An 18,795-nucleotide genomic window follows, 5' to 3' on the forward strand; every position below is an offset into this window, starting at 1 on the left:
CAGTGACGGTATCAGGCACATGCCAGATGCATGGGTGTGAGCAAGGTAATGTTTAGCGCCGCCATAACTTCGACAATGGGCATCCGCACGTCCTGTTCGGCGGCTCTCTCGGGGCGTCGAAGCCGAATCTCCGTCGCGGGCGCCGGTGTACGCCTCGTGGCTCCGCGGTGACCGGGTGGCGGAGGAGGAGTGGACGCGTGGCGTCCCCGAGCTCCCCGCGGCGGGGCCGGGGGCGCCCCCGCGCGGTCACGTGTTTCATTTGTTTTGACCCAGCTCCGTGAGGTAGGTACGCTCAAGCCTTGTGCCTGGGGTGTGCCTGGGCTCGGGTGCGTGTCCTCAACCGCATCGCGAGTCCGTCAGTAGCCACCGCAATCTGTGCCGACCGACGCCCTTGGGGCGGAAGTCCGCAGTATTCGACACACCCGACCGCGTGGGTCGGCGATGTTCCAGGTTAGTTTCACGAACGGCACACAGAAACCGGAGAAGTAGTGCCTACGATCCAGCAGCTGGTCCGGAAGGGCCGGCAGGACAAGGTCGAGAAGAACAAGACGCCCGCGCTCGAGGGCTCGCCCCAGCGGCGTGGCGTCTGCACGCGTGTGTTCACGACCACCCCGAAGAAGCCGAACTCGGCACTCCGTAAGGTCGCGCGTGTGCGTCTGACCTCCGGCATCGAGGTCACGGCCTACATCCCGGGTGAGGGACACAACCTGCAGGAGCACTCCATCGTGCTCGTGCGTGGTGGCCGTGTGAAGGACCTGCCGGGTGTTCGTTACAAGATCATCCGCGGCTCCCTTGACACCCAGGGTGTCAAGAACCGCAAGCAGGCCCGCAGCCGCTACGGCGCCAAGAAGGAGAAGTAAGAATGCCTCGTAAGGGCCCCGCCCCGAAGCGCCCGGTCATCATCGACCCGGTCTACAGCTCTCCTCTTGTCACCTCGCTGATCAACAAGATCCTCCTCGACGGCAAGCGTTCCACCGCCGAGCGGATCGTGTACGGCGCCATGGAAGGCCTCCGCGAGAAGACCGGCAACGACCCGGTCATCACGCTGAAGCGCGCGCTTGAGAACGTCAAGCCCTCGCTCGAGGTCAAGTCCCGCCGTGTCGGTGGCGCCACCTACCAGGTGCCGATCGAGGTCAAGCCCGGTCGCGCCTCCACCCTCGCTCTGCGCTGGCTCGTCGGTTACTCCCGCGCCCGCCGCGAGAAGACCATGACCGAACGCCTCATGAACGAGCTGCTCGACGCCTCCAACGGCCTCGGCGCTGCGGTCAAGAAGCGTGAGGACACCCACAAGATGGCCGAGTCCAACAAGGCCTTCGCGCACTACCGCTGGTAGTCGCTACCCCCATCGAGACCGAGAGAAGATTGAGCCTTATGGCCACCACTTCGCTTGACCTGGCCAAGGTCCGCAACATTGGGATCATGGCCCACATCGACGCGGGGAAGACGACCACCACTGAGCGGATCCTCTTCTACACCGGTGTGAGCTACAAGATCGGTGAAGTCCACGACGGCGCTGCCACGATGGACTGGATGGAGCAGGAGCAGGAGCGCGGCATCACGATCACGTCCGCCGCGACGACCTGCCACTGGCCGCTCAACGATGTTGACCACACCATCAACATCATCGACACCCCGGGTCACGTCGACTTCACCGTCGAGGTGGAGCGTTCGCTCCGCGTCCTCGACGGCGCCGTCACCGTGTTCGACGGTGTGGCCGGCGTCGAGCCGCAGTCCGAGACCGTCTGGCGTCAGGCGGACCGCTACGGCGTGCCGCGTATCTGCTTCGTCAACAAGCTCGACCGCACCGGTGCCGACTTCTTCCGTTGCGTCCAGATGATCATCGACCGCCTCGGCGCGACCCCGATCGTCATGCAGCTCCCCATTGGCGCCGAAGCGGACTTCACCGGCGTCGTCGACCTCGTGTCGATGAAGGCCTTCGTGTACCCCGAAGAGGCCGCCAAGGGCGAGATGTACAACACCGTCGAGATCCCGGACAACCTCAAGGAGTCGGCCGCCGAGTGGCGCGGCAAGCTTCTGGAGGCCGTGGCCGAGAACGACGACGACATGATGGAGCTGTACCTGGAGGGCACCGAGCCCACCGAGGAGCAGCTGCACGAGGCGATCCGTCGCATCACGCTGGCGTCGAAGGGCAGTGCCGACTCCGTCACCGTCACCCCGGTGTTCTGTGGCACCGCGTTCAAGAACAAGGGCGTCCAGCCCCTGCTCGACGCGGTCGTGCGCTACCTGCCTTCCCCCCTGGACGTCGAGGCCATCGAGGGCCACGACGTGAAGGACCCGGAGAAGGTCATCCAGCGCAAGCCCTCGGACGACGAGCCGTTCTCCGGCCTGGCGTTCAAGATCGCGAGCGACCCGCACCTGGGCAAGCTCACCTTCGTCCGGATCTACTCCGGTCGCCTGGAGGCCGGCACCGCGGTGCTGAACTCCGTCAAGGGCAAGAAGGAGCGCATCGGCAAGATCTACCGCATGCACGCGAACAAGCGTGAGGAGATCGCATCGGTGGGTGCCGGCGACATCATCGCCGTCATGGGTCTCAAGCAGACCACCACCGGTGAGACGCTGTGCGACGACAAGAACCCGGTCATCCTGGAGTCCATGGACTTCCCGGCGCCGGTCATTCAGGTCGCCATCGAGCCGAAGTCCAAGGGTGACCAGGAGAAGCTGGGTGTCGCCATCCAGCGCCTCTCGGAGGAGGACCCCTCCTTCCAGGTGCATTCCGACGAGGAGACCGGCCAGACCATCATCGGTGGTATGGGCGAGCTTCACCTCGAGGTGCTCGTCGACCGCATGAAGCGCGAGTTCCGCGTCGAGGCGAACGTCGGCAAGCCCCAGGTCGCGTACCGCGAGACGATCCGCAAGGCCGTCGAGCGCATCGACTTCACGCACAAGAAGCAGACTGGTGGTACCGGCCAGTTCGCGAAGGTGCAGATCGCCCTTGAGCCCATCGAGGGTGGCGACGCGTCGTACGAGTTCGTCAACAAGGTCACCGGTGGCCGCATCCCCCGTGAGTACATTCCCTCGGTGGACGCGGGTGCTCAGGAAGCCATGCAGTTCGGCATCCTGGCCGGTTACGAGATGGTCGGCGTCCGCGTCACCCTTCTCGACGGTGGTTACCACGAGGTCGACTCCTCGGAGCTCGCCTTCAAGATCGCCGGTTCGCAGGCGTTCAAGGAGGGTGCCCGCAAGGCCTCTCCCGTGCTCCTGGAGCCGATGATGGCCGTCGAGGTCACCACGCCCGAGGACTACATGGGCGATGTCATCGGCGACCTCAACTCCCGCCGTGGCCAGATCCAGGCCATGGAGGAGCGCAGCGGCGCTCGCGTCGTGAAGGGCCTCGTGCCCCTCTCGGAGATGTTCGGCTACGTCGGAGACCTCCGCAGCAAGACCTCGGGTCGCGCAAGCTACTCGATGCAGTTCGACTCCTACGCCGAGGTTCCGCGGAACGTCGCCGAGGAGATCATCGCGAAGGCCAAGGGCGAGTAACTCTCCCGAGCTCACGCTTTAGGCTTGTCACCGGAGCCGGGCGGGCATTGCGCACAGCGCGTCAGCACTGTGCGGAATGCCCCCGGCGCCGGCACCCCAGCAAAGATCACCTGGCGCCGATGAAGCAAGGCGTACAGAACCACTCAGGAGGACCCCAGTGGCGAAGGCAAAGTTCGAGCGGACTAAGCCGCACGTCAACATCGGCACCATCGGTCACATCGACCACGGTAAGACGACCCTCACGGCCGCCATTACCAAGGTGCTGCACGACGCGTACCCGGACCTGAACGAGGCCTCGGCCTTTGACCAGATCGACAAGGCTCCCGAAGAGCGCCAGCGCGGTATCACCATCTCCATCGCGCACGTCGAGTACCAGACGGAGTCGCGTCACTACGCGCACGTCGACTGCCCCGGTCACGCGGACTACATCAAGAACATGATCACGGGTGCGGCGCAGATGGACGGCGCCATCCTCGTGGTCGCGGCCACCGACGGCCCGATGCCGCAGACGAAGGAGCACGTCCTCCTGGCCCGCCAGGTCGGCGTCCCCTACATCGTCGTCGCCCTGAACAAGGCCGACATGGTGGACGACGAGGAGATCCTGGAGCTCGTCGAGCTCGAGGTCCGTGAGCTCCTCTCCGAGTACGAGTTCCCGGGCGACGACCTTCCGGTCGTCAAGGTCTCGGCGCTCAAGGCCCTTGAGGGCGACAAGGAGTGGGGCCAGACCGTCCTCGACCTGATGAAGGCCGTCGACGAGTCCATCCCGCAGCCCGAGCGTGACGTCGAGAAGCCGTTCCTCATGCCGATCGAGGACGTCTTCACGATCACCGGTCGCGGTACGGTCGTCACCGGCCGCATCGAGCGTGGTGTCCTGAAGGTCAACGAGACCGTCGACATCGTCGGTATCAAGACCGAGAAGACCACCACCACGGTCACCGGCATCGAGATGTTCCGCAAGCTGCTCGACGAGGGCCAGGCCGGTGAGAACGTCGGTCTGCTCCTCCGTGGCATCAAGCGCGAGGACGTCGAGCGCGGCCAGGTCATCATCAAGCCCGGCTCGGTCACGCCGCACACCGAGTTCCAGGCGCAGTCCTACATCCTGTCGAAGGACGAGGGTGGCCGTCACACCCCGTTCTTCAATAACTACCGCCCGCAGTTCTACTTCCGTACCACGGACGTGACGGGCGTTGTGACCCTTCCCGAGGGCACCGAGATGGTCATGCCGGGTGACAACACCCTCATGGACGTCGCGCTGATCCAGCCGGTCGCCATGGAAGAGGGCCTGAAGTTCGCCATCCGTGAGGGTGGCCGGACCGTGGGCGCCGGCCAGGTCACCAAGATCATCAAGTAGTTTCTGCTTGGTCCTTGGACCTGGTGGCTCACTGAGTCGCAAGAAGGGCCCCGCACCTCGAAAGAGGTGCGGGGCCCTTCGCCGTGTGCCGCCATACGCGGAGCCGCCCGGGTCACGGGGCCGGGGCCCGGCCCGCCGTGCGCGACGGGTGGGCGTCCTGGAACAACAACAGGTTCTTCGGCCGGCGCAGAAGGCTCTTCGGAGGCGTGGGAGGTTCTTGGCATGGCACACGGGCACGGACGGAAGACGCTTGCGGTGGCCCTGGCCGAGGAGGCGCTGGCCTCCTGCGGCGCACGGAACACCGCGTTCGAGCAGCGCGAGGCCGGCCACGGCAGCTGGTTCGCGGACCGGGACGGCATGCTCGCCGGGTCCGATGTGTACATCGGCCTGATGGGAGGGGCGCCGGACGCGGAGTCGGTGCGGATCCTGCTGGACGACTGGACCTTCGACGGTGTGGCCGTCGGTGATGTCGGATCGTTCCTCTCCCGGGTCTTCTCCGGGAAGGCGACCCTCAGCAGGCGGAAGTTCCTTCTCTTCTCCTCCCACCGGCTGGAGGTCCGGGTCGGATCGTCCACCTACTCCGCCGGGCGGGATATGAGGCCGGACGACGAGCTCGCTCCGTGGGAGAGGGCTCTGCCCACCGTGTGACACGGGTGTGCCGCCGTTCCGAGGCCCGGAACCGCAGCACACCGGTCCGCACCGGTACATGAACGCCCGCCGCCCGGACCGTGCGTGCTGGTCTCCGAAGCCGCCCGGAGGACCCGGGTGGACTGCGACAACCAGGTCCGTGATCACGGTGCTGGTGGTCGACGACCATGAGACGGTGCGGTCAGGGCTGACGGCGCTCCTGACGGCCGAACTGGGCATCGAGGTGGTCGGCCAGGCCGAGGCCCTCCGGCCGGCCGCCGGCGGGGCGTACTGCCGGGAGATCGCCGCCGACCTGTCCCTCAGCGTGGGGACCGTCCGCAACAGGCTCTCGTCGGCGGTCGGGAAGCTCCATGCCCGCACCCTCGTCGACGCCGTGCGGATAGCGAAGGAGCAGGGATGGGTGTAGGGCCCCGGTACCTCAGGGCGGTGAGGTAGGGGGCCCTACGGTTCACGGGGCGATGGGTCCGTCAGGTGCCCGCCGCCCCGGGTGGTGGGGTCGGTCAGACGCCCGCGATCGACTGGATCCAGGACCGGTACGCGGTGACGTTCGTGTACGCGGTGGTGGTCTGCCGGTCGCTGGTGGAGGCGACGCCGACCTGGACGCCGTTCGCCGTCATCGGGCCGCCGGAGTCGCCGCCGGCGGTGATGCCGTTGCCGCGGCGGGCGCAGATCGCCGAGCCGCCGTACGCGTCACCGCAGCCGCCGGTGACCGTCACGTTGGCGACCTTCAGGTAGCGGGACTGGCAGTTGGCCTCGGAGCCGCACTGCGAGGTGGCGCCCCAGCCCCAGACCTGCACGCCCTGCCCGACCCGCACCGAGCCGGGCTGGCCGAGACGGGAGTAGGTGGCCTGCACCGAGCGGTCCAGCCGGACCAGGGCCAGGTCCGAGCTGTGGGTGTAGGTCTGGGCGCCGTTCGCGACCACACCGCCGCTGTGCTGGTCGAGGCTGCCGATGCGGAACGACAGGCCGCCGCCGGTGACGCAGTGCTTGGCGGTGAGGATCCAGGTCGGCGCGATGATCGTCGCCGAACAGGTCTCTCTGCCGTTCGAGAAGAGGCGGGCGGCCCAGGGCGCGTTCTGGGCGTAGCCGCCGCCGATGATCTGGGTGGTCGGGGGCGGGGCGTCCTGGAGCGGGGCCTCGGGAGCGGCCGAGGCGGACGGGGCGAAGAGGGCGAGGACACAGGCCGCTGCGGCGGCGGCAGCGGGCACGAGCCTGGATATACGCATGATTCCTCGTTTCGCGCGACACGCTGGGGTGTGCGTGTCCGTGGGGGATGGTGGGCAACAGGGTGCCGGAGCGCGACGAGGCCGGGGTACTAACGTTTGGGCATAACACCGCGTTATGGGGCGGGAGTTGGGCCGAAACTCTCCGCTGCTACGGACGCCACACCCAGGGCGCCGCGTCCGGCCCGAACCCCACGACGGCGGGCCGTCCGCCTGCCGCGCCGAGGTGGAGGGCGACGCCGTCCAGGGCGACCGGACCCCGGGACCGTACGGCGGTGCCCCCGGCGGTACGCAGCTGGATCCGGCCCGCCGCGGAACGGCCGAGCAGGACCGGGCCGCCCGGCGAGGCGGCGGCGGTCACCGGACCGTACCCGCCGAAGCGGGGCGCGGGTGCGCGGTCGGCCCGCACGGCGACGAGCCGCTCCCGCGCGGCCGGCCGGTAGAACAGCTCCACGGACCCGTCGGGCGCGGGGAGTGCGCCCGGCGCGTGCGCGGGGACGGGGGAGTCGGTGAGCTGGGTACGGGCGGTGACGTCCGTGCCCGGGGCGTCCTGGGTCCAGTGGTGCACGGCATGGTGCCCGGCCGCGTACACGTGGACGCGCCCGGCCGTGTCCACGACCGCCGTCAGCCCGTCCTGCACCTCGCCGCCGCCCATGTCGCGCCACCCGCTCCAGCGGCCGGTGTCCGCGTCCCGGACCCGGGTGCTCAGCCCCTTCTCCGCGTTCCGTACGAAGAGGTGGACGCGGCCGTCCGGGGCGGCGAGGGCGACGGGCACGCCGACGCGGCGTCCGTGGTCGCCGCCGGTGGCCGGGTTGCCGAGCCCCTGCCAGGCGCGGAAGGGGCCACCCGGCGAGCGCTGCTCCAGCAGCACGATCTCGCGGTCGTTGTCCGAGCCGTGCCCGGCGAGCGCGGCGAACCGCAGCCCGAACAACAGGTGCCGTCCGTCCGCCGTCGCCGCCGAACCCAGCACCGGGGCGAGCGGACCGCCGCCGAGATCGTCCGGCGCGTCCAGGACCCCGCTGCCGGGCGCGCTCTCCCGCCACCGGACGGCGCGCAGCCCCAGCACCCCGTAGACGGTGAGCCGCCCGTCCGCCCCGGAGGCGACCTGGGCCCGGGGGCCCGGGTAGCGGTGGTGGGTGGAGCGCACCCAGCCCTTGCGGCTGGCCAGTGGCCGGTCGCCGCCGATGTTGTAGTCGCCGCAGCCGGAGGGGTTGCCGCACTCCCAGTCGGGCGCGCCGCCGTACGGGACGAGGTGGGCGGCCTTGCGCTCCAGCACCTCCGGCGGCAGGTTCTTGGGCCAGTGGTGGTTGTAGTACCCCCGGAACGCCGCGACGGCGAACCCGGGCACCGGCTCCCCGCGCCCCGTCGCCGCCGCCACCCAGCGGATCAGGGCCGCCCAGGCGAAGCACCCGGCCGGGGTGTGGTCCGCGTGGTCGGAGTACCCGCGCTGCTCGCTGTCCCGGAGGCGTTCGTACTCACTGCTGTCCCGGAGGTCGGGGTCCGGGTCGAGGGTGTGCACGAGGGTCGGCCGGTACTGCTCCAGCAGCCCGACGAGGACGTCGATCAGGGACTCGTACGTATACGAACCGGCCTTCTGCAAGGGGGAGTCGTCGGCGACGACGGTACGCAGCACCAGCCGCCGGTCCTCCCAGAGGCCGGGCAGCCCGAGGCGGCCGCGCCCGGTGTGCATCGCGGCGTTCAGGAAGATCAGCTCGACCCGGCGGGCCCCGTCGGCCAGGACGTCCCGCTCGGCCCGGTGGCCGCCGCGCAGGGTGAGCACCGACCTCTGCCACGGGGTGAACCGGTCGAGCCCGAGCAGCTCGGCGTACGCCTGGCGCAGGCCCTGCTGCCGGGCGGAGACGTACGCGGCATGGTCGGGTTTCGGCCGCGGGGCTCCGGGAACCTTGTTGAGCCCGTCGGCGTCGCCCGCGGTGAGGTAGACGCAGACCAGGGGGGTCCCGGCGTCGAGGGCCTGCCGGGTGTCCGGGTTCATCAGGTACAAGTCGTCGTCGGGGTGGGCCAGCACCTGCATCAACAGCGCCCGCCGACCGCTCGCTATGGCCAGCCCCGGGGCCGGGTCCGGCACCGGACCGTGCCGCCGCGGCGCCGGTACGGCGCACCCGGCGGTGGCGGCGGTCGCGGTGGCCGCGAGGAGGAGGGTGCGCCGGGGCAGCCGTATCCGGGACGGCACAGTCCGATCCACCACGCCACGCACCCCGTCCGTCCCGCTTCCCCCGCAGCGGGCGAACGGCCGCCCTGTCCTGCGTACTCCCTGGATCTACGCGCGGGCCATCGGCCGGCCGGGCCGTGCCCGCGGGGGAGTAGACGGGGATCGGCGCGGAAGGGTTGCCCGGTCAGGGAGTGGGCTCGCGCACCGGGAGCACGCCGAGGGGCCCGTACGGGGAGTTCCGGCAGGTCCGTGGGGGCCCCGGCGCCGCCGGATGCGCGCCCGCGTTTGAGTAATCGCTCGCTCGGGGTAGGATTCCCGACTCGATTGGCCAGGCCCGCGCCCCGTATGGCACACTGACCAGGTTGCTCGGTTGAGTGTCAATGCTGCGCGCCTCCCGCCGGGAGGACCGGAAGCGAGTCCCACAGTACTCGTCGGCCCCCAGGGCCGGACGTACGGGAATCTTTCGGGAAGCAACGCAGGGCGCCGGCCAGGCACCCGGTGGGTGTTCCGCCCCCGGTTCCGCGGTCTCAGGGTCCGCACCCCCTTGGTTGGGATCTCCTTCGGGAGATTTTCGTAGAGGGGATGCGACACGCCCGACCGCGTGGGTCGGAGGAGGAGTCCAGAGAACCCCCGGGTTCCAGAGCGTTACGAGAGACAGGACTACTAGTAGCCATGGCGGGACAGAAGATCCGCATCCGGCTCAAGGCCTACGACCACGAGGTCATCGACTCCTCGGCGAAGAAGATCGTCGAGACGGTGACCCGCACTGGTGCGTCGGTCGCGGGCCCGGTGCCGCTGCCCACTGAGAAGAACGTGTACTGCGTCATCAAGTCGCCGCACAAGTACAAGGACTCTCGCGAGCACTTCGAGATGCGCACCCACAAGCGCCTCATCGACATCCTCGACCCCACGCCGAAGACGGTTGACTCGCTGATGCGCCTCGACCTGCCGGCGGGCGTCGACATCGAGATCAAGCTCTGAGGGGACGGGCCGAGATGAGCAAGAACATCAAGGGCGTCCTGGGCGAGAAGCTCGGCATGACCCAGGTCTGGGACGAGAACAACCGGGTCGTCCCGGTGACCGTCGTCAAGGCCGGGCCGTGCGTCGTGACGCAGGTTCGCACCAACGACAGCGACGGCTACGAAGCGGTCCAGATCGCCTTCGGCGAGATCGACCCGCGCAAGGTGAACAAGCCCCTCAAGGGTCACTTCGCCAAGGCCGACGTCACCCCGCGCCGCCACCTGGTGGAGCTCCGCACCCCTGACGCCAGCGAGTACACGCTGGGCCAGGAGGTCACTGCCGAGGTGTTCGAGTCCGGCGTCAAGGTCGACGTCACGGGCAAGAGCAAGGGCAAGGGCTTCGCCGGTGTCATGAAGCGTCACAACTTCAAGGGCCTCGGCGCCGGGCACGGCACCCAGCGCAAGCACCGTTCCCCCGGTTCCATCGGTGGCTGCGCCACCCCTGGGCGTGTCTTCAAGGGCATGCGCATGGCGGGCCGTATGGGTAACGAGCGCGTCACCACCCAGAACCTGACCATCCACGCGGTTGACGCGGAGAAGGGTCTGCTCCTCATCAAGGGCGCGGTCCCCGGTCCGAACGGCGGCCTCGTCCTGGTCCGTACCGCGGCCAAGGGGGCTTGAGGTAATGAGCACCATTGACATCCTTTCGCCGGCAGGCGACAAGGCCGGTACCGTCGACCTCCCCGCGGAGATCTTCGACGCCAAGACCAGCGTTCCGCTGATCCACCAGGTCGTTGTCGCTCAGCTGGCGGCTGCCCGTCAGGGCACGCACAAGACCAAGCGCCGCGGCGAAGTCCGCGGTGGTGGCAAGAAGCCTTACCGCCAGAAGGGCACCGGCCGCGCCCGTCAGGGTTCGACCCGCGCCCCGCAGTTCGCCGGTGGTGGCGTCGTCCACGGCCCGCAGCCGCGTGACTACTCGCAGCGGACCCCGAAGAAGATGAAGGCCGCCGCCCTGCGCGGTGCCCTCTCGGACCGGGCCCGTCACTCCCGTATCCACGTCGTCACCGGCGTGGTCGAGGGTGCCGCCTCCACGAAGGCCGCCAAGACGCTGCTCGGCAAGATCTCGGAGCGCCAGAACCTGCTCCTGGTCGTCGACCGCGCCGACGAGGCCGCGTGGCTGTCCGCGCGCAACCTGCCCCAGGTGCACATCCTGGAGCCGGGCCAGCTCAACACGTACGACGTGATCGTCTCTGACGACGTGGTCTTCACCCAGGCCGCTTTCGAGTCCTTCGTGTCTGGCCCCCAGACCGCTGAGACCGAAGGGAGCGACGCCTGATGAGCGAGGCGACCGTAACCAGCAAGACGTACTCGGACCCGCGTGACGTTCTCGTCAAGCCCGTGGTCTCCGAGAAGAGCTACGCGCTGCTCGACGAGAACAAGTACACGTTCATCGTCGCGCCCGGCTCCAACAAGACCCAGATCAAGCAGGCCGTGGAAGCGGTCTTCTCGGTCAAGGTCACCGGGGTCAACACGATCAACCGGCAGGGTAAGCGCAAGCGCACCAAGACCGGCTTCGGCAAGCGCTCCGACACGAAGCGCGCCATCGTGACCCTCGCCGAGGGCGACCGTATCGACATCTTCGGCGGCCCGACCTCCTGACGGAGGTCGAGTCGTCCGGAATCGGACGAGGACTGAGAAATGGGTATCCGCAAGTACAAGCCGACGACCCCGGGCCGTCGTGGCTCCAGCGTCGCCGACTTTGTCGAGATCACGCGGTCCACGCCGGAGAAGTCGCTGGTCCGCCCTCTGCACAGCAAGGGCGGCCGTAACAACGCCGGTCGTGTGACCGTTCGCCACCAGGGTGGTGGCCACAAGCGCGCCTACCGCGTGATCGACTTCCGTCGTCACGACAAGGACGGCGTGCCGGCCAAGGTCGCGCACATCGAGTACGACCCGAACCGCACCGCGCGCATCGCGCTGCTGCACTACGCGGACGGCGAGAAGCGTTACATCGTCGCTCCCCGTGGCCTGTCGCAGGGTGACCGTGTCGAGAACGGTCCGGGCGCCGACATCAAGCCCGGCAACAACCTGGCGCTGCGCAACATCCCGGTCGGTACGACCATCCACGCCATCGAGCTGCGGCCCGGCGGCGGCGCGAAGTTCGCCCGTTCCGCGGGTGCCTCCGTGCAGCTGCTGGCGAAGGAGGGCACCATGGCCCACCTTCGTATGCCGTCGGGTGAGATCCGCCTGGTCGACGCGCGCTGCCGCGCGACGATCGGTGAGGTCGGCAACGCCGAGCAGTCGAACATCAACTGGGGCAAGGCCGGCCGCATGCGCTGGAAGGGCGTTCGCCCGACCGTCCGCGGTGTCGCGATGAACCCGGTTGACCACCCGCACGGTGGTGGTGAAGGCAAGACCTCCGGTGGTCGTCACCCGGTCTCGCCGTGGGGTCAGAAGGAGGGTCGTACTCGTTCTCCCAAGAAGGCGAGCAACAAGTACATCGTCCGCCGCCGCAAGACGAACAAGAAGCGCTAGGAGCGGGTTTAGATGCCGCGCAGTCTCAAGAAGGGGCCCTTCGTCGACGGCCACCTCATCAAGAAGGTGGACGTACAGAACGAGGCAGGCACCAAGAACGTCATCAAGACCTGGTCCCGTCGCTCGATGATCGTCCCGGCCATGCTGGGTCACACCATCGCGGTGCACAACGGCAAGATCCACGTCCCGGTGTTCGTCACCGAGTCGATGGTCGGCCACAAGCTCGGCGAGTTCTCGCCGACTCGCACCTTCCGCGGCCACGTCAAGGACGACCGGAAGTCGAAGCGCCGCTAGCGCGGGGTGGAAACGACTATGACTCACACCGAAGGGACAACCATGGAAGCCAGGGCCCAGGCGCGGTACATCCGCGTCACGCCCATGAAGGCCCGCCGAGTGGTGGACCTCATCCGTGGCATGGATGCCACGGAGGCTCAGGCGGTCCTGCGTTTCGCCCCGCAGGCCGCGAGCGTGCCGGTTGGCAAGGTGCTGGACAGCGCCATCGCCAACGCTGCACACAACTACGACCACCCCGACGCCTCTTCGCTGGTCATCAGCGAGGCGTACGTGGACGAGGGCCCGACCCTGAAGCGGTTCCGTCCGCGTGCTCAGGGCCGTGCCTACCGGATCCGTAAGCGGACCAGCCACATCACCGTGGTCGTCAGCAGCAAGGAAGGAACCCGGTAATGGGCCAGAAGGTAAACCCGCACGGGTTCCGGCTCGGCATCACCACGGACTTCAAGTCCCGCTGGTACGCCGACAAGCTGTACAAGGACTACGTCAAGGAAGACGTCGCCATTCGTCGCATGATGACGAAGGGCATGGAGCGGGCCGGCATCTCGAAGGTCGAGATCGAGCGCACCCGCGACCGCGTCCGCGTTGACATCCACACCGCCCGTCCGGGCATCGTCATCGGTCGCCGTGGCGCCGAGGCCGATCGCATCCGCGGCGAGCTGGAGAAGCTGACCGGCAAGCAGGTCCAGCTGAACATCCTCGAGGTCAAGAACCCCGAGGTGGACGCTCAGCTGGTGGCCCAGGCCGTCGCCGAGCAGCTCTCCTCCCGCGTCTCCTTCCGTCGTGCCATGCGTAAGAGCATGCAGAGCTCGATGAAGGCCGGCGCCAAGGGCATCAAGATCCAGTGCGGCGGTCGCCTCGGCGGCGCCGAGATGTCCCGCTCGGAGTTCTACCGCGAGGGCCGTGTGCCTCTGCACACGCTTCGCGCGAACGTGGACTACGGCTTCTTCGAGGCCAAGACGACCTTCGGCCGCATCGGCGTGAAGGTCTGGATCTACAAGGGCGACGTCAAGAACATCGCCGAGGTTCGCGCCGAGAACGCCGCGGCCCGCGCCGGCAACCGTCCGGCTCGTGGCGGCACCGACCGCCCGGCCGGCCGTGGTGGCGGCCGTGGTGGCGAGCGTGGCGGTCGCGGCCGTAAGCCGCAGCAGTCGCCGGCAGCCGAGGCCCCCAAGGCCGACGCCCCCGCCGCCGCTGCTCCGGCTGCTGAGAGCACCGGAACGGAGGCCTGACCGAAATGCTGATCCCCCGTAGGGTCAAGCACCGCAAGCAGCACCACCCGAAGCGCAGCGGTATGTCCAAGGGTGGCACGCAGGTTGCGTTCGGCGAGTACGGCATCCAGGCGCTGACCCCGGCGTACGTGACGAACCGTCAGATCGAGTCCGCTCGTATCGCGATGACCCGTCACATCAAGCGTGGCGGCAAGGTCTGGATCAACATCTACCCGGACCGTCCCCTGACGAAGAAGCCTGCCGAGACCCGCATGGGTTCCGGTAAGGGTTCTCCCGAGTGGTGGATCGCGAACGTCAAGCCGGGTCGGGTGATGTTCGAGCTGTCCTACCCGAACGAGAAGATTGCTCGTGAGGCGCTCACCCGCGCTGCTCACAAGCTTCCGATGAAGTGCCGGATCGTTCGGCGCGAGGCAGGTGAGTCGTGATGTCGGCCGGTACCAAGGCGTCCGAGCTGCGCGAGCTGGGCGACGAGGAGCTCCTCAACAAGCTCCGCGAAGCCAAGGAAGAGCTGTTCAACCTCCGCTTCCAGGCGGCGACGGGCCAGCTCGAGAACCACGGCCGGCTCAAGTCCGTCCGTAAGGACATCGCCCGGATCTACACCCTGATGCGTGAGCGCGAGCTGGGCATCGAGACGGTGGAGAGCGCCTGATGAGCGAGAAGACTGTGACTGAGACGAACACCGACCGCGGTTTCCGCAAGACCCGTGAGGGTCTGGTCGTCAGCGACAAGATGGACAAGACCGTCGTCGTCGCTGTCGAGGACCGCGTGAAGCACGCGCTGTACGGCAAGGTCATCCGCCGTACGAACAAGCTCAAGGCCCACGACGAGCAGAACAGTGCCGGCGTCGGCGACCGCGTCATCATCATGGAGACGCGTCCGCTGTCCGCCTCGAAGCGCTGGCGCATCGTCGAGATCCTCGAGAAGGCCAAGTAATTCCTGAGGGATTCTCCCCTCAGGTCAGTTCCGCCAGGCTCGGTGGGGTGCCTCTCCCGTAACGGAGAGGCACCCGCCGGGAACCGGCAGACGATCAGGAGATAGACGTGATCCAGCAGGAGTCGCGACTGCGCGTCGCCGACAACACGGGTGCGAAGGAAATTCTCACCATTCGTGTTCTCGGTGGCTCGGGTCGCCGCTACGCGGGTATCGGTGACGTCATCGTCGCCACCGTCAAGGACGCGATCCCCGGTGGCAACGTGAAGAAGGGTGACGTCGTCAAGGCCGTCATCGTTCGCACCGTCAAGGAGCGTCGTCGTCAGGATGGCTCGTACATCCGCTTCGACGAGAACGCCGCCGTCATTCTGAAGAACGACGGCGACCCCCGCGGCACCCGCATCTTCGGCCCGGTGGGCCGGGAGCTGCGCGAGAAGAAGTTCATGAAGATCATCTCGCTCGCGCCGGAGGTGCTGTAAGCATGAAGATCAAGAAGGGCGACCTGGTTCAGGTCATCACCGGTAAGGACAAGGGCAAGCAGGGCAAGGTCATCGTGGCCTATCCCACGCAGGACCGCGTCCTCGTCGAGGGTGTCAACCGGGTCAAGAAGCACACCAAGGCCGGTCAGACGGCTCGCGGTTCGCAGACGGGTGGCATTGTCACCACCGAGGCCCCGATCCACATCAGCAACGTGCAGCTGGTCGTGGAGAAGGACGGCAACAAGGTTGTCACCCGCGTCGGCTACCGCTTTGACGACGAGGGCAACAAGATCCGCGTTGCCAAGCGGACCGGTGAGGACATCTGATGACTGCCACCACTGCGCCGCGTCTCAAGACGCGCTACCGCGAGGAAATCGCCGGCAAGCTGCGTGAGGAGTTCTCGTACGAGAACGTCATGCAGGTTCCCGGTCTGGTCAAGATCGTGGTCAACATGGGTGTGGGCGACGCCGCCCGCGACTCCAAGCTGATCGACGGTGCCGTCAAGGACCTCACCACGATCACCGGCCAGAAGCCGGCCGTCACGAAGGCCCGCAAGTCCATCGCGCAGTTCAAGCTGCGCGAGGGCCAGCCGATCGGCTGCCACGTCACCCTCCGTGGTGACCGGATGTGGGAGTTCCTGGACCGTACGCTGTCGCTCGCGCTTCCGCGTATCCGTGACTTCCGTGGCCTGTCGCCGAAGCAGTTCGACGGCCGTGGCAACTACACCTTCGGTCTCACGGAGCAGGTCATGTTCCACGAGATCGACCAGGACAAGATCGACCGGGTCCGGGGCATGGACATCACCGTGGTCACCACGGCGACCAACGACGACGAGGGTCGTGCCCTCCTTCGTCACCTCGGCTTCCCGTTCAAGGAGAACTGACCGTGGCGAAGAAGGCTCTGATCGCTAAGGCCGCCCGTAAGCCGAAGTTCGGCGTGCGCGGGTACACCCGCTGCCAGCGCTGCGGCCGGCCCCACTCCGTCTACCGCAAGTTCGGCCTGTGCCGCGTGTGCCTTCGTGAGATGGCCCACCGTGGCGAGCTGCCGGGCGTGACCAAGAGCTCCTGGTAACTCCCCTCTGCCCTCGGGCACAGGGAAGTTCCGGAGACTCTCGGTAAGCATCTGGTCGGCAGGAGCCCGTCCTTTCATGCCGTAGGCTTGAAGGGTTGGGCGCCTGCCGCCCAAGACCGACTTACTACGCCGTAGGTCCCCGCACCGCACCCGTCCCGCCACTGAGTGGGGAGAGGGATGGCGCATACAGGAAACCCCGGCGAGAGAGGCCGAAGGCCAACTCATGACCATGACTGATCCCATCGCAGACATGCTCACGCGTCTGCGTAACGCGAACTCGGCATATCACGACGATGTCTCGATGCCGCACAGCAAGATCAAGTCGCACATCGCGGAGATCCTCCAGCAGGAGGGCTTCATCACCGGCTGGAAGGTCGAGGACGCCGAGGTCGGCAAGAACCTCGTCCTCGAGCTGAAGTTCGGCCCGAACCGCGAGCGCTCGATCGCCGGCATCAAGCGGATTTCGAAGCCGGGTCTGCGTGTATACGCAAAGTCCACCAACCTGCCGAAGGTTCTCGGCGGCCTGGGCGTGGCGATCATCTCCACGTCCCACGGCCTCCTGACCGGCCAGCAGGCAGGCAAGAAGGGCGTAGGTGGGGAAGTCCTCGCCTACGTCTGGTAGTCGGGAAAGGAAGGAAAGCTCATGTCGCGAATCGGCAAGCTCCCCATCCAGGTTCCCGCCGGTGTGGACGTCACCATCGATGGCCGTACGGTCGCGGTGAAGGGCCCCAAGGGTTCCCTCACGCACACCGTCGCCGCGCCGATCGAGGTCTCCAAGGGTGAGGACGGCGTGCTCAACGTCTCCCGCCCGAACGACGAGCGTCAGAACAAGGCCCTCCACGGCCTGTCCCGCACGCTGGTGGCGAACATGATCACCGGCGTGACCGCGGGTTACTCCAAGGCGCTCGAGATCAGCGGTGTCGGTTACCGCGTCCAGGCGAAGGGCTCCAACCTGGAGTTCGCCCTGGGCTACAGCCACCCGATCCTCATCGAGGCTCCGGATGGCATCACCTTCAAGGTCGAGTCGCCCACGAAGCTCAGCGTCGAGGGCATCGACAAGCAGAAGGTCGGCGAGGTAGCCGCCAACATCCGCAAGCTGCGGAAGCCCGACCCGTACAAGGCCAAGGGCGTCAAGTACGCGGGCGAGGTCATCCGCCGCAAGGTCGGAAAGGCTGGTAAGTAGCCATGGCATACGGTGTGAAGATCGCCAAGGGCGACGCGTACAAGCGTGCCGCTCTCAAGCGCCGCCACATCCGCGTCCGCAAGCACATCTCCGGTTCGCCGGAGCGTCCTCGCTTGGTCGTGACGCGTTCCAACCGCCACATCGTGGCCCAGGTCATCGACGACATCGCGGGCCACACGCTCGCGTCGGCGTCGACCCTGGACACCTCGATCCGTGGTGGCGAGGGTGACAAGAGCGCCCAGGCCCAGCAGGTCGGCGCCCTGGTCGCCGAGCGTGCCAAGGCCGCAGGCGTCGAGGCCGTCGTGTTCGACCGCGGTGGTAACCAGTACGCCGGGCGGATTGCCGCTCTGGCTGACGCCGCCCGTGAAGCCGGGCTGAAGTTCTAAGCCCCGGTTCCTACGCACAGCGTCCGTAACAGAGAGAGGTAATTCCAATGGCTGGACCCCAGCGCCGCGGAAGCGGTGCCGGTGGCGGCGAGCGGCGGGACCGGAAGGGCCGTGACGGTGGCGCCAGCGCCGCCGAGAAGACCGCGTACGTCGAGCGCGTCGTCGCGATCAACCGCGTCGCCAAGGTTGTGAAGGGTGGTCGTCGCTTCAGCTTCACCGCGCTGGTCGTGGTGGGCGATGGTGACGGCACCGTCGGTGTCGGATACGGCAAGGCCAAGGAAGTTCCCGCGGCCATCGCCAAGGGTGTCGAAGAGGCCAAGAAGAACTTCTTCAAGGTCCCGCGCATCCAGGGCACCATCCCTCACCCGATCACGGGCGAGAAGGCCGCGGGCGTCGTCCTGCTCAAGCCGGCGTCCCCCGGTACCGGTGTTATCGCCGGTGGCCCGGTGCGTGCCGTGCTCGAGTGCGCCGGCGTTCACGACATCCTGTCGAAGTCGCTTGGTTCGTCCAACGCGATCAACATCGTGCACGCGACCGTGGCGGCCCTCCAGGGCCTGCAGCGTCCCGAGGAGATCGCGGCCCGCCGCGGTCTGCCCCTCGAGGACGTCGCCCCCGCGGCTCTGCTCCGTGCACGTGCGGGAGCGGGTGCGTAATGGCTCGCCTCAAGATCACGCAGACGAAGTCGTACATCGGCAGCAAGCAGAACCACCGCGACACCCTGCGTTCGCTCGGGCTCAAGCGCCTGAACGACTCGGTTGTCAAGGAGGACCGCCCCGAGTTCCGCGGAATGGTTCACACCGTCCGCCACCTCGTGACGGTTGAGGAGGTTGACTGAC

The 18,795-nt window shown here is 67.6% G+C and carries 28 protein-coding genes; 26 read left to right on the forward strand and 2 right to left on the reverse strand.

Annotated features, from left to right (window positions below; genetic code table 11):
• The first annotated feature begins 488 nt into the window (after window positions 1-488).
• The 6 genes from rpsL to D581_RS0126485 all read left to right on the forward strand — a co-directional run bounded on the left by rpsL (window position 489) and on the right by D581_RS0126485 (window position 5,906).
• On the forward strand, window positions 489-860 hold the full coding sequence (rpsL, locus tag D581_RS0126460) for a 30S ribosomal protein S12 (RefSeq protein ID WP_003948652.1): 372 nt from the start codon (window positions 489-491) through the stop codon (window positions 858-860).
• A gap of 2 nt (window positions 861-862) precedes the next feature.
• On the forward strand, window positions 863-1,333 hold the full coding sequence (rpsG, locus tag D581_RS0126465; protein WP_007445917.1) for a 30S ribosomal protein S7: 471 nt from the start codon (window positions 863-865) through the stop codon (window positions 1,331-1,333).
• Window positions 1,334-1,371: 38 nt separating this feature from the next.
• Window positions 1,372-3,501 (forward strand): elongation factor G, encoded by a 2,130-nt coding sequence (fusA, locus tag D581_RS0126470; protein WP_018960198.1) that lies wholly within the window; start codon window positions 1,372-1,374, stop codon window positions 3,499-3,501.
• 157 nt (window positions 3,502-3,658) lie between these two features.
• A complete protein-coding gene (gene tuf / locus D581_RS0126475; protein ID WP_018960199.1) occupies window positions 3,659-4,852 on the forward strand; it encodes an elongation factor Tu in 1,194 nt (397 codons plus the stop codon).
• 222 nt (window positions 4,853-5,074) lie between these two features.
• Window positions 5,075-5,500 (forward strand): hypothetical protein, encoded by a 426-nt coding sequence (locus D581_RS0126480; RefSeq protein ID WP_158688640.1) that lies wholly within the window; start codon window positions 5,075-5,077, stop codon window positions 5,498-5,500.
• Between the two features lie 139 nt (window positions 5,501-5,639).
• Complete coding sequence (locus D581_RS0126485) at window positions 5,640-5,906, forward strand: LuxR C-terminal-related transcriptional regulator (protein WP_018960201.1); 267 nt, start codon at window positions 5,640-5,642, stop codon at window positions 5,904-5,906.
• 94 nt (window positions 5,907-6,000) lie between these two features.
• On the opposite strand, the gene D581_RS0126490 is transcribed toward D581_RS0126485, so the two are convergent.
• Both D581_RS0126490 and D581_RS0126495 read right to left on the reverse strand, forming a co-directional pair.
• On the reverse strand, window positions 6,001-6,726 hold the full coding sequence (locus D581_RS0126490) for a S1 family peptidase (RefSeq protein WP_026290931.1): 726 nt from the start codon (window positions 6,724-6,726) through the stop codon (window positions 6,001-6,003).
• Between the two features lie 148 nt (window positions 6,727-6,874).
• Window positions 6,875-8,896 carry a PIG-L family deacetylase gene (locus D581_RS0126495; protein WP_026290932.1) on the reverse strand — a complete coding sequence of 674 codons (2,022 nt, stop codon included), beginning with the start codon at window positions 8,894-8,896 and terminating at the stop codon, window positions 6,875-6,877.
• Window positions 8,897-9,565: 669 nt separating this feature from the next.
• On the opposite strand from D581_RS0126495, the gene rpsJ reads away from it, so the two are divergent.
• The 20 genes from rpsJ (at window position 9,566) to rpmD (ending at window position 18,794) form a co-directional block, all read left to right on the forward strand.
• The gene (gene rpsJ / locus D581_RS0126500; RefSeq protein ID WP_003948644.1) at window positions 9,566-9,874 is read left to right on the forward strand and encodes a 30S ribosomal protein S10; all 309 of its coding nucleotides are present in this window, start codon (window positions 9,566-9,568) and stop codon (window positions 9,872-9,874) included.
• Window positions 9,875-9,888: 14 nt separating this feature from the next.
• Window positions 9,889-10,533 (forward strand): 50S ribosomal protein L3, encoded by a 645-nt coding sequence (rplC, locus tag D581_RS0126505; RefSeq protein WP_003966960.1) that lies wholly within the window; start codon window positions 9,889-9,891, stop codon window positions 10,531-10,533.
• Between the two features lie 4 nt (window positions 10,534-10,537).
• Window positions 10,538-11,188 carry a 50S ribosomal protein L4 gene (rplD, locus tag D581_RS0126510; protein ID WP_003966959.1) on the forward strand — a complete coding sequence of 217 codons (651 nt, stop codon included), beginning with the start codon at window positions 10,538-10,540 and terminating at the stop codon, window positions 11,186-11,188.
• On the forward strand, window positions 11,188-11,511 hold the full coding sequence (gene rplW, locus D581_RS0126515; protein WP_007446738.1) for a 50S ribosomal protein L23: 324 nt from the start codon (window positions 11,188-11,190) through the stop codon (window positions 11,509-11,511). The genes rplD and rplW overlap by 1 nt, the downstream gene beginning before the upstream one ends.
• A gap of 39 nt (window positions 11,512-11,550) precedes the next feature.
• Window positions 11,551-12,387 carry a 50S ribosomal protein L2 gene (gene rplB / locus D581_RS0126520; RefSeq protein WP_018510594.1) on the forward strand — a complete coding sequence of 279 codons (837 nt, stop codon included), beginning with the start codon at window positions 11,551-11,553 and terminating at the stop codon, window positions 12,385-12,387.
• A gap of 12 nt (window positions 12,388-12,399) precedes the next feature.
• Window positions 12,400-12,681, forward strand: a complete 282-nt coding sequence (gene rpsS / locus D581_RS0126525; RefSeq protein ID WP_003966956.1) for a 30S ribosomal protein S19 — start codon at window positions 12,400-12,402, stop codon at window positions 12,679-12,681.
• A 42-nt stretch (window positions 12,682-12,723) separates the two neighbouring features.
• Window positions 12,724-13,071 (forward strand): 50S ribosomal protein L22, encoded by a 348-nt coding sequence (gene rplV, locus D581_RS0126530; RefSeq protein WP_026290933.1) that lies wholly within the window; start codon window positions 12,724-12,726, stop codon window positions 13,069-13,071.
• Window positions 13,071-13,910: a 30S ribosomal protein S3 gene (rpsC, locus tag D581_RS0126535; protein WP_018510593.1), complete on the forward strand. Its 840-nt coding sequence runs from the start codon at window positions 13,071-13,073 to the stop codon at window positions 13,908-13,910. Before rplV ends, rpsC begins: the two co-directional genes overlap by 1 nt.
• Before the next feature lie 5 nt (window positions 13,911-13,915).
• A complete protein-coding gene (gene rplP, locus D581_RS0126540; RefSeq protein ID WP_003966953.1) occupies window positions 13,916-14,335 on the forward strand; it encodes a 50S ribosomal protein L16 in 420 nt (139 codons plus the stop codon).
• Window positions 14,335-14,559 (forward strand): 50S ribosomal protein L29, encoded by a 225-nt coding sequence (gene rpmC / locus D581_RS0126545; protein WP_003966952.1) that lies wholly within the window; start codon window positions 14,335-14,337, stop codon window positions 14,557-14,559. Before rplP ends, rpmC begins: the two co-directional genes overlap by 1 nt.
• Window positions 14,559-14,843: a 30S ribosomal protein S17 gene (gene rpsQ / locus D581_RS0126550; RefSeq protein WP_018960204.1), complete on the forward strand. Its 285-nt coding sequence runs from the start codon at window positions 14,559-14,561 to the stop codon at window positions 14,841-14,843. The genes rpmC and rpsQ overlap by 1 nt, the downstream gene beginning before the upstream one ends.
• A 107-nt stretch (window positions 14,844-14,950) precedes the next feature.
• Complete coding sequence (gene rplN / locus D581_RS0126555; RefSeq protein ID WP_003966950.1) at window positions 14,951-15,319, forward strand: 50S ribosomal protein L14; 369 nt, start codon at window positions 14,951-14,953, stop codon at window positions 15,317-15,319.
• Window positions 15,320-15,321: 2 nt separating this feature from the next.
• Window positions 15,322-15,645 carry a 50S ribosomal protein L24 gene (gene rplX, locus D581_RS0126560; protein ID WP_018960205.1) on the forward strand — a complete coding sequence of 108 codons (324 nt, stop codon included), beginning with the start codon at window positions 15,322-15,324 and terminating at the stop codon, window positions 15,643-15,645.
• Window positions 15,645-16,202 (forward strand): 50S ribosomal protein L5, encoded by a 558-nt coding sequence (rplE, locus tag D581_RS0126565; protein ID WP_003966948.1) that lies wholly within the window; start codon window positions 15,645-15,647, stop codon window positions 16,200-16,202. Before rplX ends, rplE begins: the two co-directional genes overlap by 1 nt.
• A 2-nt stretch (window positions 16,203-16,204) precedes the next feature.
• A complete protein-coding gene (locus tag D581_RS0126570) occupies window positions 16,205-16,390 on the forward strand; it encodes a type Z 30S ribosomal protein S14 (RefSeq protein WP_003948630.1) in 186 nt (61 codons plus the stop codon).
• Between the two features lie 223 nt (window positions 16,391-16,613).
• Window positions 16,614-17,012, forward strand: coding sequence for a 30S ribosomal protein S8 (gene rpsH / locus D581_RS0126575; RefSeq protein WP_007446728.1), 399 nt, complete (start codon window positions 16,614-16,616; stop codon window positions 17,010-17,012).
• Between the two features lie 21 nt (window positions 17,013-17,033).
• On the forward strand, window positions 17,034-17,573 hold the full coding sequence (gene rplF, locus D581_RS0126580) for a 50S ribosomal protein L6 (protein ID WP_018960206.1): 540 nt from the start codon (window positions 17,034-17,036) through the stop codon (window positions 17,571-17,573).
• A 2-nt stretch (window positions 17,574-17,575) separates the two neighbouring features.
• Window positions 17,576-17,959, forward strand: coding sequence for a 50S ribosomal protein L18 (gene rplR / locus D581_RS0126585; protein WP_015610732.1), 384 nt, complete (start codon window positions 17,576-17,578; stop codon window positions 17,957-17,959).
• A gap of 47 nt (window positions 17,960-18,006) precedes the next feature.
• Window positions 18,007-18,612, forward strand: coding sequence for a 30S ribosomal protein S5 (gene rpsE, locus D581_RS0126590; RefSeq protein ID WP_003966944.1), 606 nt, complete (start codon window positions 18,007-18,009; stop codon window positions 18,610-18,612).
• Window positions 18,612-18,794, forward strand: coding sequence for a 50S ribosomal protein L30 (rpmD, locus tag D581_RS0126595; RefSeq protein WP_003966943.1), 183 nt, complete (start codon window positions 18,612-18,614; stop codon window positions 18,792-18,794). Before rpsE ends, rpmD begins: the two co-directional genes overlap by 1 nt.
• Window position 18,795 lies beyond the last annotated feature (1 nt).

It is taken from the genome of Streptomyces sp. CNB091, assembly GCF_000377965.1.

What these genes read in the sequence shown, in the direction of transcription:
- fusA (WP_018960198.1), top strand. Translation starts at nt 1,372, where the DNA reads ATGGCCACCACTTCGCTTGACCTGGCCAAGGTCCGCAACATTGGGATC.
- D581_RS0126480 (WP_158688640.1), top strand. Translation starts at nt 5,075, where the DNA reads ATGGCACACGGGCACGGACGGAAGACGCTTGCGGTGGCCCTGGCCGAG.
- rplX (WP_018960205.1), top strand. Translation starts at nt 15,322, where the DNA reads ATGAAGATCAAGAAGGGCGACCTGGTTCAGGTCATCACCGGTAAGGAC.
- rpsC (WP_018510593.1), top strand. Translation starts at nt 13,071, where the DNA reads ATGGGCCAGAAGGTAAACCCGCACGGGTTCCGGCTCGGCATCACCACG.
- rplV (WP_026290933.1), top strand. Translation starts at nt 12,724, where the DNA reads ATGGAAGCCAGGGCCCAGGCGCGGTACATCCGCGTCACGCCCATGAAG.
- rpsS (WP_003966956.1), top strand. Translation starts at nt 12,400, where the DNA reads ATGCCGCGCAGTCTCAAGAAGGGGCCCTTCGTCGACGGCCACCTCATC.
- rplB (WP_018510594.1), top strand. Translation starts at nt 11,551, where the DNA reads ATGGGTATCCGCAAGTACAAGCCGACGACCCCGGGCCGTCGTGGCTCC.
- rplE (WP_003966948.1), top strand. Translation starts at nt 15,645, where the DNA reads ATGACTGCCACCACTGCGCCGCGTCTCAAGACGCGCTACCGCGAGGAA.
- rpmD (WP_003966943.1), top strand. Translation starts at nt 18,612, where the DNA reads ATGGCTCGCCTCAAGATCACGCAGACGAAGTCGTACATCGGCAGCAAG.
- rplW (WP_007446738.1), top strand. Translation starts at nt 11,188, where the DNA reads ATGAGCGAGGCGACCGTAACCAGCAAGACGTACTCGGACCCGCGTGAC.
- rplR (WP_015610732.1), top strand. Translation starts at nt 17,576, where the DNA reads ATGGCATACGGTGTGAAGATCGCCAAGGGCGACGCGTACAAGCGTGCC.
- rplF (WP_018960206.1), top strand. Translation starts at nt 17,034, where the DNA reads ATGTCGCGAATCGGCAAGCTCCCCATCCAGGTTCCCGCCGGTGTGGAC.
- D581_RS0126490 (WP_026290931.1), bottom strand. Translation starts at nt 6,726, where the DNA reads ATGCGTATATCCAGGCTCGTGCCCGCTGCCGCCGCCGCAGCGGCCTGT.
- rpsJ (WP_003948644.1), top strand. Translation starts at nt 9,566, where the DNA reads ATGGCGGGACAGAAGATCCGCATCCGGCTCAAGGCCTACGACCACGAG.
- rpsG (WP_007445917.1), top strand. Translation starts at nt 863, where the DNA reads ATGCCTCGTAAGGGCCCCGCCCCGAAGCGCCCGGTCATCATCGACCCG.
- rpsQ (WP_018960204.1), top strand. Translation starts at nt 14,559, where the DNA reads ATGAGCGAGAAGACTGTGACTGAGACGAACACCGACCGCGGTTTCCGC.
- rpmC (WP_003966952.1), top strand. Translation starts at nt 14,335, where the DNA reads ATGTCGGCCGGTACCAAGGCGTCCGAGCTGCGCGAGCTGGGCGACGAG.
- rpsE (WP_003966944.1), top strand. Translation starts at nt 18,007, where the DNA reads ATGGCTGGACCCCAGCGCCGCGGAAGCGGTGCCGGTGGCGGCGAGCGG.
- rplD (WP_003966959.1), top strand. Translation starts at nt 10,538, where the DNA reads ATGAGCACCATTGACATCCTTTCGCCGGCAGGCGACAAGGCCGGTACC.
- rplC (WP_003966960.1), top strand. Translation starts at nt 9,889, where the DNA reads ATGAGCAAGAACATCAAGGGCGTCCTGGGCGAGAAGCTCGGCATGACC.
- rplP (WP_003966953.1), top strand. Translation starts at nt 13,916, where the DNA reads ATGCTGATCCCCCGTAGGGTCAAGCACCGCAAGCAGCACCACCCGAAG.
- rpsH (WP_007446728.1), top strand. Translation starts at nt 16,614, where the DNA reads ATGACCATGACTGATCCCATCGCAGACATGCTCACGCGTCTGCGTAAC.